This is a genomic window from Achromobacter sp. ISS7 (assembly GCF_056523125.1).
On record NZ_JAWRZD010000001.1, the window covers coordinates 6157103 to 6170818 of the forward strand.

Below are 13716 nucleotides of genomic sequence, written 5' to 3' on the forward strand. Positions count from 1 at the left end.
CCTTCGGGGCGGCCTTTTTTTTGGCGTGGCGCGGGTGCCGGCCTGTCCGCGCTGGAGAGAGGGCGTCATTGGCGGGCGCCGCAGTGCAACCTCGCGACCTGCACTTTTGTGCATCTTTTGCTTGACGCTGATTTTCGCCTGCACTAATCTGCATAATAATTCATGTCGTGCAGTATTTTTCCTGTCAGGTTAGGGCATTAGGAGACAAGCGATGAGCAGCACCGCCAGCAAGGTCGACTTTCGGACCGATCCCACCCAGTACCGTCATTGGCGCCTGTCGTTCGATGGCCCGGTCGCCACGCTGGCGATGGACGTGGCCGAAGACGGCGGCCTGCGCCCCGGCTACAAGCTCAAGCTCAATTCCTACGACCTGGGCGTGGACATCGAGCTGCACGACGCGCTGCAACGCATCCGCTTCGAGCACCCCGAGGTGCGCAGCGTGGTCGTCACCAGCATGAAGGACCGCATCTTCTGTTCGGGCGCCAACATCTTCATGCTGGGCCTGTCCTCGCACGCCTGGAAGGTCAACTTCTGCAAGTTCACCAACGAAACCCGCAACGGCATCGAGGACTCCAGCCGCCACAGCGGCCTGAAGTTCATCGCCGCCCTGAACGGCGCCTGCGCCGGCGGCGGCTACGAGCTGGCCCTGGCCTGCGACGAGATCCTGCTGATCGACGACCGCTCGTCCTCGGTCGCGTTGCCCGAAGTGCCGCTGCTGGGCGTGCTGCCCGGCACCGGCGGCCTGACCCGCGTCACCGACAAGCGCCGCGTGCGCCATGATCACGCCGATATCTTCTGCACCCTGGTCGAAGGCGTGCGCGGCCAGCGCGCCAAGGACTGGCGCCTGGTCGACGACGTGGTCAAGCCGGCGCAGTTCGAGGCCGCGGTGCGCGAGCGCGCGCTGGCGCTGGCCGCCGGCAGCCAGCGTCCGGTCGGCGAGGCCGGCGTGGCGCTGACGCCGTTGGCGCGCGAGGAAAGCGCCGATGCCTTGTCGTACCGCTATGTCGATGTGAAGCTGGACCGCGACAAGCGCCAGGCCACCTGGACCGTGCGCGCGCCGCAGGGAACGGTGGAATCGGAACTGGCCGACATCCTGGCCGCCGGCGCGGCCTGGTGGCCGCTGCAGATGGCGCGCGAACTGGACGACGCCATCCTGTCGCTGCGCACCAACGAGCTGGACATCGGCACCTGGATCCTCAAGACCGAGGGCGACGCGCAGGCCGTGCTGGCCGCGGACGCCGCGCTGCAACGCCACGCCGATCACTGGTTCGTGCGCGAAACCGCCGGCCTGCTGCGCCGCACGCTGGCGCGCCTGGACGTCACCTCGCGCAGCCTGTTCGCGCTGGTCGAGCCGGGCTCGTGCTTTGCCGGCACGCTGCTGGAACTGGCGCTGGCCGCCGACCGCGGCTACATGCTGGACAGCGAAGGCGAAGAGCACGACGCGGCCCACCTGATCGTGGGCGAGGCCAACTTCGGCGCCTATCTGATGGTCAACGGCCAGAGCCGCCTGCAGCGCCGCTTCCACGAGGAAACGGCGCCGCTGGAAGCGGTGCGGGCCCGCGCCGGCCAGCCGCTGGCCGCGCGCGACGCGCTGGAACTGGGGCTGGTGACCTACGCGCCCGACAGCATCGACTGGGACGACGAAGTGCGCATGATGCTGGAAGAGCGCCGCGCGCTGTCGCCCGACGCGCTCACCGGCCTGGAAGCCAACCTGCGCTTCGGCGGCCGCGAAACCATGGAAACGCGCATCTTCGGCCGCCTGACCGCGTGGCAGAACTGGATCTTCAACCGCCCCAACGCGGCGGGCGAGAAGGGCGCGCTCAAGCTGTACGGCAAGGGCGAGCAGGCGACGTTCGACTGGAACCGCGTCTAGCGCGGCCGTCCCGCCGCGCTTGAGGCAAGTACCGAGACACGGCGCCGGCCCCCGCAGCGCGGCCGGCGCCCCAAGACCCGACGCCGCCCCGACGCGGCCTTCCATCCAGGAGCAGAGACAATGTCAGGCATCAACTACAGCGACAAGATCCCCAATAACGTCAACCTGTCCGGCGACCGCACGCTGCAACGCGCGCTGGAACACTGGCAGCCCAACTACCTGCAATGGTGGCAGGACATGGGCCCGGACGGCTCGCATGGCTTCGACGTCTACCTGCGCACCGCCGTCAGCGTCGAGCCCGACGGCTGGGCCCACTTCAACCACGTGCGCATGCCCGACTACCGCTGGGGCATTTTCCTGGCGCCGCAGGACGGCCAGCGCAAGATCCACTTCGGCGAGAACATGGGCCGCGACGTGTGGCAGGACGTGCCGGGCGAACACCGCGCCAACCTGCGCCGCATCATCGTCACGCAGGGCGACACCGAGCCCGCCTCGATCGAGCAGCAGCGCCACCTGGGCCTGACCGCGCCGTCGCAGTACGACCTGCGCAACCTGTTCCAGATCAACGTCGAGGAAGGCCGCCACCTGTGGGCCATGGTCTACCTGCTGCACCGCTACTTCGGCCGCGACGGCCGCGAAGAGGCCGACGCGCTGCTGCAGCGCACCTCCGGCGATTCGGACAACCCGCGCATCCTCGGCGCCTTCAACGAGAAGACGCCGGACTGGCTGGCGTTCTACATGTTCACCTACTTCACCGACCGCGACGGCAAGTTCCAGTTGTGCGCGCTGGCCGAATCCAGCTTCGACCCGCTTGCCCGCACCACCAAGTTCATGCTGACCGAAGAGGCCCACCACATGTTCGTGGGCGAATCGGGCATTTCGCGCGTGATCCAGCGCACCTGCGAAGTGATGAACCAGTTGAAGACCGACGACCCGGCCGCCGTGCGCGCCGCCGGCGTGATCGACCTGCCGACCATCCAGCGCTACCTGAACTTCCACTACAGCGTCACCATCGACCTGTTCGGCGCCGACCAGTCGTCCAACGCCGCCATCTTCTACGGCTCGGGGCTGAAGGGCCGCTACGAAGAGAGCAAGCGCACCGACGACCATCAGCTCAAGAACGACACCTACCGCGTGCTGTCGGTCGACAACGGCCGGCTGCGCGAGATCGAGGTGCCGATGCTGAACGCGCTGAACGAAGTGCTGCGCGATGACTTCATCCGCGACTCGGTGGCCGGCATCGGCCGCTGGAACAAGGTCATCGAGAAAAGCGGCATCGCCTTCCGCCTGCAGGTGCCGCACAAGGCCTTCAACCGCCAGATCGGCACGCTCGCCGGCATCCGCATGTCGCCCGAGGGCGAGATCCTGTCCGAAGCGCAGTGGCAGGCGCATCGCCATCAATGGCTGCCCACGCCCGAGGACCGCGAGTTCGTCGCCTCGCTGATGGGCCGCGTGACCGAGCCGGGCAAGTTCGCCAACTGGATCGCGCCGCCGGTCATGGGCATCAACCGCCAGCCCGTGAACTTCGAGTACGTTCGTTTCAACTAAGGCCCTCGCGGCGGCGCCCGGCGCCGCCGCCCGCGCATTCGGATGACCGCGATGAACGCAGCCCTGCCCGTAGAAGTCCTGAAGCAGCACCTGATCGATCCCGAGATCTGCATCCGCTGCAACACCTGCGAAGAAACCTGTCCGATCGACGCGATCACGCACGACAGCAACAACTACGTGGTCGACCCGGAGATCTGCAACGGCTGCATGGCCTGCGTGCCGCCGTGCCCGACCGGCTCGATCGACAACTGGCGGCTGGTGGTGCGCGCCGAGGCCTACTCGTTGCAGGACCAGCTGGGCTGGGACGAACTGCCGCGCGAGCAGCCCTTGCCGGACGCCGCGGTGGCCGCGGAGCCGGCAACGCAGGCGGCCAGCGAAGCGGCGCCTGCCGCCGCCGCTGCTGTCGTGACGTCCGTGACGCCCGGCGCCAGCGTGCCGCCGTGGTCCGCCGCGCATCCCTACGTCAACCTCTACACCCACAAGACGCCGGTGACCGCCACCGTCGTCGGCAACTACCGCGTCACCGGCGCCGACACTGACAGCGACATCCACCACATCGTGCTGGACTTCGGCGAGCTGCCCTTCCCGGTGCTGGAGGGCCAGTCCATCGGCATCCTGCCGCCCGGCGCCGACGCCCAGGGCCGCCCGCATCACGCGCGCCAGTACTCGCTGGCCAGCCCGCGCGATGGCGAGCGCGCCGGCTACAACAACCTGTCGCTGACGGTCAAACGCGTCACCGAGGACCACCAGGGCCAGTCGGCGCACGGCGTGTGCTCCAACTACCTGTGCGACCTGGCCAAGAACGACACCGTGCAGGTGATCGGGCCGTTCGGCCATACCTTCCTGATGCCGAACCACCCGCGCGCCAATCTCATCATGATCTGCACCGGCACCGGCTCGGCGCCGATGCGCGCCATGACCGAGCGCTACCGCCGCCGCATCGAGACCGGCGAGAACGGCCGGCTGCTGCTGTTCTTCGGCGCCCGCACCGAACGCGAGCTGCCGTACTTCGGCCCGCTGATGAAACTGCCGCGCGACTTCATCGACATCAACCTGGCGCTGTCGCGCGAGAGCGGCCAGCCCAAGCGCTACGTGCAGGACCTGATCCGCGAACGCGCCGCCGCCGTGCGCGAGCTGCTCGCGGATCGCAATACCTGCATCTACGTCTGCGGCCTGAAGGGCATGGAAGTCGGCGTGCTGGACGCCTTGCGCGAGGTGGCAGTGCAAGCGGGACAGGATTGGACTATCCTGCACGATGTGCTGCGCCGCGAGGGGCGGCTGCACTTCGAGACCTATTGAGAGGTCCCACACGCCAGGGGAAGTCCACCAATGAAGTTCGCAGATTTCAAGGACGGCATGCTGATCAAGGCCGGCCCGGTCACCATCACGGAAGCCGAAATCCTCGAGTTCGCCCGCAAGTTCGACCCGCAGTGGTTCCACACCGACGTCAAGCGCGCCGCCGAAGGCCGCTGGGGCGGCCTCATCGCCAGCGGCTGGCACACCTGCGCGCTGGCCATGCGCATGGCGGTCGACGCCGCGCTGCACGATTCGGAATCGTTCGGCTCGCCCGGCCTGGGCGAAGTGCGCTGGCGCATGCCGGTGCGTCCCGGCGACCAGCTGCGCCTGGAAGCGCGGGTGCAGGGCGTGCGCACCTCGTCCTCGCGTCCCGACCTGGGCATCATCACCTGGGCCTGGACGGTGATCAACCAGCACGACGAAGGCGTGCTGGAACTGGACGCCACCAGTCTGTTCGACCTGTCGGGGGAATGACCTCATCTGGGGCGCCGGGTGCGTCAGGCGCCGCCGAGCCCGGCCCGTCCGGGCCCATGTCGCAGTTGCCTTGTCCGCGAGGCCGTGCGCCCGTAAGATGATTCCGTCGTGGGGCCATTGCGTCCAGCGATTCCGCTAGCCCGCCCGGTGATCCGAGCGGGCTTTTTGCATTGGTCCGCCCATATCCAGGCCCGCCGGCAATTGCCGGCGGGCCTTTTGTCTTGTGGCGCCCACATCGTTTTCATCGAGGCCCCTCATGCAATCCCTGAAACCCATCAACGTCGGCCACGCGCCGAACGACCAGACCGGCGACACCTTGCGCGACGCCATGGCGCTCGTGAACGAGAACTTCGCCAAGACCCGCGTCGGCGTGGAAGCGGTCGAAGTGTCCGCCGCCGCCGCCCAACGCAAGGCCGACGCCGCCGTGCCCGCATCGGAGAAGGGCGCCGCGGGCGGCGTGACGCCGCTGGACGCGGCCGGCAAAGTGCCCGCCGCGCACCTGCCGCCGCCCGCGATTCCGTTGTCGCAGAAATCCGCGCCGGGCGGCGTCGCGCCGCTGGGCGAGGATGGCCGCGTGCCGGTCGATCACCTGCCGATCCCCGCGCCGGTGGAGCCGTCGGTACCGCTGGCCGAAAAGGGCCAGCCGAACGGCGTCGCCACGCTGGCCGCCAACGGCAAGATCGCGCCGGCCCAACTGCCCGCCCTGATTCCGGCCGCGGAAAAGGCGCAGCCCCACGGCGTGGCGACCTTGGCCGAAGACGGCCTGATCGTCGCGAACCAACTGCCGCCCCTGGTGCCCGCATCGGACAAGGGCCGCCCGGGCGGCGTGGCCACGCTCGGCGCCGACGGCCGCGTGCCGGCGCTGCAATTGGCCGCGGTGCCGTCGGCGGAAAAAGGCCAGGCCGGCGGCGTCGCCACGCTGGATGCCGGCGGCAAGGTGCCGGTCGGCCAACTGCCTCCGATCCCCAGCGGTCCGCCCGTCGCCTCGGTCGCGTGGTGGCCGCTGCGCACGTCCATTCCCGCGGGTCAGATTCCCGCCGATGGGCAGACCGTGTCGCGAGCCACCTTTCCCGACCTGGCGGCCATGGTGACGGGCGGCAAGGTGCCGGTGGTGACGGAAGCGGATTGGCTGGCGGATCCGCTCAAGCGGGGGAGTTATACGGTGGGGGATGGGGCGACGAGCATTCGGGTTCCGGATTTGAATGGTCAGTCCAGCAGTTCGATTGGGGCGCTGTTCCTGCGCGGGGATGGTGCACTTTCGGCAGGTACCGCTGGCGTTATCCAGCGCGATGCCATGCAGCCCATCACTGGCGATTTGGTCATGGCCTACGGTGCTACATCAGGAGCGGGGACGGGGGCGTTGGCCGGGTCCCGTCAAGGTGATGCCTATGTCAGGTCCCGTCCTGAGTATCCGATTTCCTTGGGCGGAGACACCATCCGGATCAATTCCGCCGCGGTGACCAGGAGCGCCGTGGAAACGCGACCTTCGAATGCTACGGGCATCTGGACTATCCACGCTTTTAGCATCGCGACCAATCCTGGCAGCGTCGACGTCGCGCAATTGGCGAGCGATCATGCTGCGCTCAATGCGGCATTTCAGACCTTGCGCGCGCAGGTTTTCGGTGTTGGTCAGGTGCTTCAAGATGTGGGTGCGTCTCGCGCATTCGGTGTGGCATACACCAACAGTACCGGTCGGCCGATATCGGTTTACATCGTTGGATCTTCCAACAGCAGCTCCGGCGGGAACATGTATTTGATGGTGGGGGGAATTGCGGGAACGCGAGTGATCACGGCACAGAACGGTGTCTCGCTGGCGCTTACTGCCGTCATTCCCCCCGGGATCACGTACCGCGTGGTGGCCGACAGCATGACGCAGGTTTTCTGGACCGAGTATCGATAAAGCGCCACGTACGCTTTCAAAAACACTGGAAGCGTCGGCAATTTTTCAGAGTAGGCCCCTCCATCAGCCTTTCGAATATACGGGCGTCTTTTAATTCGTGACGCCGCATTCGTCATTAAGGATTCCGCCATGCAACTCCTCAACCCCATCAACGTCGGCCACGCACCGAACGACCAGACCGGCGACACGCTGCGCGATGCCATGACGATCGCCAACGAGAACTTCGCCAAGACGCGTGCCGGCGTGGAGGCGGTGGAAGTCTCTGTCGCCGCCGCCCAGCGCAAGGCGGACGCGGCGCTTCCAGCCGCCGAGAAAGGCGCCGCGGGCGGCGTGACCCCGCTGGATGCAGCGGGCAAAGTGCCGGCCGCGCATCTTCCGCCACCGGCAGTGCCGCTGTCGCAGAAATCCGCCCCTGGCGGCGTGGCGCCGCTGGATGAACAGGGCCGCGTGCCCGTCGACCACCTGCCAATTCCGGTGCCTGCCGTGCCGCTGACGGAAAAAGGCCAGCCGAATGGCGTCGCCACGTTGGCGGCCGATGGCAAGATCACGCCGGTGCAATTGCCCGACCTCATTCCCGCGGGAGAAAAGGCCCAGCCCAATGGCGTCGCGACCCTGGCGGCCGATGGCCGGATCGTTCTCGGCCAATTGCCGCCGTTGATCCCCGCGGCCGACAAGGGCCGGCCGGGCGGCGTGCCCACGCTCGATGCGCAGGGCCGTGTACCCGCCGCGCAATTGCCCGCGGTGCAGGATGCCGTGCCGCTGGGGGAAAAGGGTCAGGCGGGGGGTGTCGCCACGTTGGGTGGCGACGGCAAGGTGCCCGCCGGCCAGTTGCCGGTGATCGACAGCATTCCTCTGGGCTTCGTGTCCTGGTGGCCGAGCCGTGCGGCGATTCCCGCAGGGTGGGCGCCGCTGGATGGTCAGACGATCAGCCGGGCGACTTTTCCCGACATGTGGGCGCGGGTGCTGGCCGGTGCATTCCCGCTGGTCTCCGAAGCCTCATGGCAGAGCGATGTGACGGCGCGGGCCAGCTATACGGTCGGAGATGGTTCGACCACATTGCGCGTGCCGGACCTGAACGGCAAATCGTCCGGCGCTTTGGGAGCCGTGATGTTGCGCGGAGACGGGGCTCGTTCAACGGGCTCGGATGGGCTGATCCAGCAGGATGCCCAGCAGAACATCACGGGCATTATCCAGTACAGCGTCAATCCTGGCTCGGCCGCGATCGCCAGCGGCGCGCTTGGGGTCCAGGCGAGAGGGACGGGGGTCTACGCTTCCGGAGCATCCGGTGCCGCCTATGACATTACGCTGGATGCTTCCCGGATGGTGCGCACCGCGTCCGAAACGCGCCCCTTGAACGCCACCGGTTGCTGGGTGGTGAAGCTTGCCGGCGTGGCGATCAACGCCGGCAAGCTGGATGCCTTGCAATTGGCCTCCGACCTGGCGAGCGTGAGCGCGGAGATGCAAGCGCTGCGAGGCCAGTTGGCCAGTGTCCTGGGCATCGGACAGACGCTGCAGGATGTGACCGCGCAGCGGGCCCTGGCAACGAATTACACGAATCCGACCGCTCGTCCCATCGTCGTGTATGGCGCGGGCACATCCGTTGCGGCGGGGGCCAGCATGGCGCTGGTGGTCAATGGAACGGTCGTGTCCACCAGCACCTACGCGGGCACCGGCGCCGAATTCGGCGTGTCGAGTATCGTGCCGTCGGGGGCGTCCTACTGGATCGTCGCGGCAGGCCTGACCAACGGGAACTCGCTGAAAAAGTGGATGGAGTACCGCTGATCGGGCTCGCCGCGACCGGGCCATCGCGCCTGCGCGATGGCCCGCGGGGTATCACGGCCGCCGCATCGCCTTCAGGATATTCACCCCATCCGTTCCCGCCGCCGCCTCCCATTGCTTCACCGAATCCGCCGCCGCGCTTTTCAGCGCCTGGCGCACCGGCATCGGCACCGCGGTATCGATGGTCACGCCGTTCTTGCGCATGTTGGCGTAGTTCTGCTGCAGCCGGCCCTCGATGCGCTTCCACTGCTCGGCCTCGGTCTGCGCGGCGGCCTGGTCGATCGCCTTGCGCGACTTCGCGTCCAGCGACTGATAGGCCTTCAGGTTCATCGTCGCCACCGAGATCGGCATCGCATAGTTGATCTCGGCGAAGCGCGGCAGGTGTTCCCACAGCTTGCGGCCGGCGCCGCCGTCGCCCGAGGACAGCACCGCGTTGACCTCGCCCGAGGCGATGCGCGGCATGGCGTCGGCGAACGAGATGTTCTGCGCGCGCGCGCCGGCCTTCTGCATCACGTCCTGCGAGGTTGCGTCATACGTCCGGATGCTCAACGCCTTGAGCGCCGCGACGCTGTCCACCTTGTCCTTGGACCAGATGCCGGACGCCGGCCAGGGCGTGGTGTAGAGCAGCTTCTGGCCATGCGCGGCCAGCAGCTTCTCGTAGGCCGGGCGCGCCGATTTGTTGAGCGCGCGCGCCTTGGCCAGCGAGTCGGCCAGGAACGGCAGCGAGGATACGCCGAACAGCGGATACTTCGCCGCCAGCGCGCCGGCGAAGGCGTCGCCGGCATCGACCTTGCGCGCCTCGACGGCGTCGATCATGTCGCCAGACTTGATGCCGCGGGCGGCATCGAAGCTGGCGTCGATCTGCACCTGGCCGGCGCTCTTGCTGCGCACCAGGTCGGCGAAGGTGGACACGCCTTGCCCGGGCATCGAGGTGGCCGGGTATTCGGTGGTCATGGTGAGGGTGGTGGCGGCGAATGCGCCGTGGCTCGCAAAGGCGATGGCGATGCCCGCCCACAGGCGGATGGAAGGACTGCCCAGCATGCGCGACTCCTGGTCGTGACGAAAAATCCGGGGTCGGGCGGGCGGATGCTGCGGGCCGGCACCAGGCCAATGCCGCAAAGCGTACGGCAAGGGCCCGGGCCAGGCTAGTTCCTGATAACCCTAGGTTCCTAGAACTTCAGGCTGGCGCTCAACCCATACGTGCGCGGGTCGCCGACCTTCACGTAGTTGGGGCTCTGGTACAGCCAATAGCGCTTGTCCGCCAGGTTGTTGATGCCTGCGCGGAAAGTGGTCTCGTAGCCGTAGATGCGCGTGTCGTAGGTGGCGCCGATGTTGACGATGGCGTAGCCCGGCACGTCGATCACGTTGCCGGGGTCGAGCATGGTCTTGCCGGTGTACTTGACGTCGGCACGCAGTTTCAGCCCCGGCAGTTGCGGCACCGAGTAGGCCACCTGCGCCGCCGCCACGAACTTCGGCGCGCCCGCCACGCGGTTGCCGCTGAAGCCCACCCCCTTGCGGTACTCGGAATCCAGCAGCATCAGGCTGCCGCCGACGTTCCAGTTGGTCGCGACGCGCGCGGAGCCGGCCAGTTCCAGCCCCTGGTAGATCGACTTGCCGTCCTGCACCAGGACGCGGTCGGCGTTCGAGTATTCGGCCTTCTTCTCGATGCGGAACAGCGCGGCCGACGCGGCCCAGTCTTCCTGTTCGGTCTTGACGCCCAGTTCGTATTGCTTGCTCTTGAGCGGATCGAGCAGGGCGCCGTAGTTGGCGTACTGCGTGCCGACCGAGGAGCCCGGCTCCAGCGACTCCATGTAGCTGGCGTAGGCCATGGTCTGCGGCGTGATCTTGAACATCAGCGCAACCGTCGGCGTCGGCACGCCGTTCTTCTCGTAGCGCGTGGTGCGCGCCCCGGTCGTGTCGAAGCCGGTCTGCTCGTAGTTGGTGTAGCGCACGCCGCCCAGCACAGACCAGCGGTCCGTCAGGTCGATCGTGTCGCTGGCGAACAGCGCCTTCTGCGTGATCTCGGCCGCGCGATACAGGTGCAGGTTGCCGTCGCTGTAGTAGGTGTTGGTGTTCTGGCTGCGCAGGTTGCCGGTGCCCATCAGCTGGTAGACGCCGTTGGAACTGTAGTCGTTCTTCTGCTTCTGCCACGAGGCGCCCAGCACCACGTGATGGCGCAGCGAACCGGTGTTGAACTTGCCCTCGGCCATGCCCTGCCACTGGTTGTACTGGTAGGCCTCGCCGTAGTCGGAACGGTAGTCGTCGTAGTCGCCGGCGCCGTTGCGCAGCGTCAGCACGGATTCGTTGCGGCGCGTCCGGGTGGAGCTGTAGCTGTAGTTGGTGCTGAAGGTCCAGGCGTCGTTCAGCTGGTACTTCAGGCCGGTGGCGTAGAAGCGGAAGTGGTTGTCGGCATAGGGGCCTTCGCCCACCAGGGTGTCGCTGTTGCGCACCGTGCCCGGCAGCTTGCCGCCGGTCATGGCGCTGGTGGTGATGGTGGGCTCGATGCCGGTCGCCTTGCGGTCCTGGTAGATCGACTGGAAGTCCCAGGTCAGGCGCTCGCTCAGGCGCGCGTCCAGCGCCAGCGACACGGAGTCGCGGTAGAGCGAACCGTCGTTGTAGGTCTTGCCCTCCTCGTGCGTGGCGTTCAGGCGGTAGCCGAAGGCGCCGCTGGCGCCGGCCCGGCCGCCCAGGTCGACGTGTTCGCGCAGCAGGCCCTTGGAGCCGTAGCCGAGGTCGATGGCGCGCACGGGCTCGTCGGTGGGTTTCTTGGTCACGTAGTTGACCAGGCCGCCGGGCGTGCCAAAGCCGTACATGAAGCCGGAGGCCCCCTTGAGCAGGTCGATCTGCTCGAAATGCTCGTAGGGCAGCGTCGTCACGTAGCTCAGGAACGGTTTGCCATCGATGCGGTAGGAGTTCTGCCAGTCCAGCGGCAGTCCGCGCACCGTCAGGTAGCTGGCCCAGGCGCCGTTGGCCGAGCTGTTGTCGGAGACCGAGGCGTCCAGCGCGAACACGTCGCCCAGCTTGGCGACCTGCCGCGCTTCCATGTCGGCCGCCGTGACGACAGTGGTGGAGAAGGGCGTTTCCAGCTGCGTGCGGCTGCCAAGCGCGCCACCGTTGACCGGGCGATCCAGGTGCACCAGCGACTCGTCGACCGCCGTGGCGTTCACGGTGACGGCGGGCAATTGCACGGCGTCGCCTTGCGGGGCGGCCTGTTGGGCGGTGGCGTTGTGGGCCAGGCCCAGCGCCGCGGCCAGGACCGCGGGAGTGAGGATGGGGCGCACGGGCGTGCCGCGGCGGTTCTTCCCGCGGGAAGAGGTGGGGCGGGCCAAGATGGGTCTCCAGCGTAAAAGGGTTGAATATTATTGATAGCGCGAATCGTTATCAATAATTATTTTCCCTTGTTACCTATGCTTTGGCATGTCATTCCGCAGGCAAAAAAAAACGCCCCTCGAAAGGGGCGCACAGTCTTCGCCACGCCGGCGAACCGCGCGTCGGGAGCAGAGCCGGGCTCCGTCCGCGCGGCGTACTGCAAATCAAATCAATAGAAGGCCTGGATGCCGGTCTGCGCGCGGCCGAGGATCAGCGCGTGCACGTCGTGCGTGCCTTCGTAGGTGTTGACCACTTCCAGGTTGACCAGGTGGCGGGCCACGCCGAATTCGTCGGAGATGCCGTTGCCGCCCAGCATGTCGCGGGCCAGGCGGGCGATGTCCAGCGCCTTGCCGCACGAGTTGCGCTTCATGATCGAGGTGATCTCGACGGCGGCGGTGCCTTCGTCCTTCATGCGGCCCAGGCGCAGGCAGCCTTGCAGCGCCAGCGTGATCTCGGTCTGCATGTCGGCCAGCTTCTTCTGGATCAGCTGGTTGGCGGCCAGCGGACGACCGAACTGTTTGCGATCCAGGGTGTATTGGCGGGCGGTGTGCCAGCAGGCCTCGGCGGCGCCGACGGCGCCCCAGGCGATGCCGTAGCGAGCCGAGTTCAGGCAGGTGAACGGACCCTTCAGGCCGGACACGCCGGGCATCATCTGGTCGGCGGACACTTCCACCTCGTCCATGACGATTTCACCGGTGATCGAGGCGCGCAGGCCGACCTTGCCGTGGATGGCGGGGGCGGAGAGGCCCTTGGTGCCCTTGTCGAGGATGAAGCCGCGGATCTTGCCGTCGAACTCGCCGCCGACGCACTTGGCCCACACCACGAACACGTCGGCGATGGGGGAGTTGGTGATCCACATCTTGTTGCCGGTCAGCTTGTAGCCGTCGGCGGTCTTGACCGCGCGCGTTTCCATGCCGCCGGGGTCGGAGCCGTGGTTGGGCTCGGTCAGGCCGAAGCAGCCGATCCACTCGCCGCGGGCCAGCTTGGGCAGGTACTTCTGCTTCTGCGCTTCGCTGCCGAATTCGTTGATGGGCACCATCACCAGCGACGACTGCACGCTCATCATCGAGCGGTAACCGGAGTCGATGCGCTCGACTTCACGGGCGATCAGGCCATAGCTGACGTAGTTCAGGCCGGCGCCGCCGTATTCGGCGGGGATGGTGGCGCCCAGCAGGCCCAGTTCACCCATTTCCGAGAAGATTTCCGGATCGGTCTTTTCGTTGCGGAAGGCATTCAGCACGCGCGGGGCCAGCTTGTCCTGCGAGTAGGCGTGGGCGGCATCGCGCACCATGCGTTCTTCTTCGGTGAGCTGCTGGTCCAGCAACAGGGGATCTTGCCAATGGAACGAGGGATTCGAGGACATGCTGGGTCTCCGCTATGGATTTCCGTTTTCGGAATCTGGAAAGTTTAAACCTAAAATAATTGGCGCGGCAACCCGGGGTTTACGCGACGCGCGCGGGCGCATCGCCGTGGGGTT

Annotated in this window: 9 protein-coding genes; 6 read left to right on the forward strand and 3 right to left on the reverse strand. The window is 67.1% G+C overall.

Translation table 11 applies throughout. The features are described from left to right. Nucleotides 1–211: 211 nt before the first annotated feature. From boxC to AC1HFW_RS28050, 6 genes are all read left to right on the forward strand, one after another. Nucleotides 212–1873, forward strand: coding sequence for a 2,3-epoxybenzoyl-CoA dihydrolase (gene boxC, locus AC1HFW_RS28025; RefSeq protein WP_479285973.1), 1662 nt, complete (start codon nt 212–214; stop codon nt 1871–1873). Nucleotides 1874–1993: 120 nt separating this feature from the next. Then, nucleotides 1994–3421: a benzoyl-CoA 2,3-epoxidase subunit BoxB gene (boxB, locus tag AC1HFW_RS28030; protein ID WP_006390782.1), complete on the forward strand. Its 1428-nt coding sequence runs from the start codon at nt 1994–1996 to the stop codon at nt 3419–3421. Nucleotides 3422–3472: 51 nt separating this feature from the next. Further along, nucleotides 3473–4720 carry a benzoyl-CoA 2,3-epoxidase subunit BoxA gene (boxA, locus tag AC1HFW_RS28035; protein ID WP_479285975.1) on the forward strand — a complete coding sequence of 416 codons (1248 nt, stop codon included), beginning with the start codon at nt 3473–3475 and terminating at the stop codon, nt 4718–4720. 30 nt (nt 4721–4750) lie between these two features. Further along, entirely contained in the window at nt 4751–5191 is a 441-nt protein-coding gene (locus tag AC1HFW_RS28040; RefSeq protein ID WP_006390780.1) for a MaoC family dehydratase, read from the forward strand. A 256-nt stretch (nt 5192–5447) separates the two neighbouring features. Then, entirely contained in the window at nt 5448–7091 is a 1644-nt protein-coding gene (locus AC1HFW_RS28045) for a phage tail protein (protein ID WP_479285976.1), read from the forward strand. Between the two features lie 129 nt (nt 7092–7220). Continuing rightward, the gene (locus AC1HFW_RS28050) at nt 7221–8873 is read left to right on the forward strand and encodes a phage tail protein (protein ID WP_479285977.1); all 1653 of its coding nucleotides are present in this window, start codon (nt 7221–7223) and stop codon (nt 8871–8873) included. Nucleotides 8874–8924: 51 nt separating this feature from the next. Here AC1HFW_RS28050 and AC1HFW_RS28055 read toward each other — a convergent pair whose 3' ends face one another. The 3 genes from AC1HFW_RS28055 to AC1HFW_RS28065 all read right to left on the reverse strand — a co-directional run bounded on the left by AC1HFW_RS28055 (nt 8925) and on the right by AC1HFW_RS28065 (nt 13602). Beyond that, complete coding sequence (locus tag AC1HFW_RS28055; RefSeq protein ID WP_479285978.1) at nt 8925–9911, reverse strand: TRAP transporter substrate-binding protein; 987 nt, start codon at nt 9909–9911, stop codon at nt 8925–8927. Nucleotides 9912–10039: 128 nt separating this feature from the next. After that, complete coding sequence (locus tag AC1HFW_RS28060; RefSeq protein ID WP_479285979.1) at nt 10040–12199, reverse strand: TonB-dependent siderophore receptor; 2160 nt, start codon at nt 12197–12199, stop codon at nt 10040–10042. A gap of 209 nt (nt 12200–12408) precedes the next feature. Beyond that, nucleotides 12409–13602, reverse strand: coding sequence for an acyl-CoA dehydrogenase (locus tag AC1HFW_RS28065; RefSeq protein ID WP_006390775.1), 1194 nt, complete (start codon nt 13600–13602; stop codon nt 12409–12411). Between the last annotated feature and the right edge of the window lie 114 nt (nt 13603–13716).

Bases quoted from the DNA above. Each gene is read 5' to 3' on its own strand.
- AC1HFW_RS28040 (WP_006390780.1), top strand. From the start codon at position 4,751: ATGAAGTTCGCAGATTTCAAGGACGGCATGCTGATCAAGGCCGGCCCG.
- boxA (WP_479285975.1), top strand. From the start codon at position 3,473: ATGAACGCAGCCCTGCCCGTAGAAGTCCTGAAGCAGCACCTGATCGAT.
- boxB (WP_006390782.1), top strand. From the start codon at position 1,994: ATGTCAGGCATCAACTACAGCGACAAGATCCCCAATAACGTCAACCTG.
- AC1HFW_RS28050 (WP_479285977.1), top strand. From the start codon at position 7,221: ATGCAACTCCTCAACCCCATCAACGTCGGCCACGCACCGAACGACCAG.
- boxC (WP_479285973.1), top strand. From the start codon at position 212: ATGAGCAGCACCGCCAGCAAGGTCGACTTTCGGACCGATCCCACCCAG.
- AC1HFW_RS28045 (WP_479285976.1), top strand. From the start codon at position 5,448: ATGCAATCCCTGAAACCCATCAACGTCGGCCACGCGCCGAACGACCAG.
- AC1HFW_RS28065 (WP_006390775.1), bottom strand. From the start codon at position 13,602: ATGTCCTCGAATCCCTCGTTCCATTGGCAAGATCCCCTGTTGCTGGAC.
- AC1HFW_RS28055 (WP_479285978.1), bottom strand. From the start codon at position 9,911: ATGCTGGGCAGTCCTTCCATCCGCCTGTGGGCGGGCATCGCCATCGCC.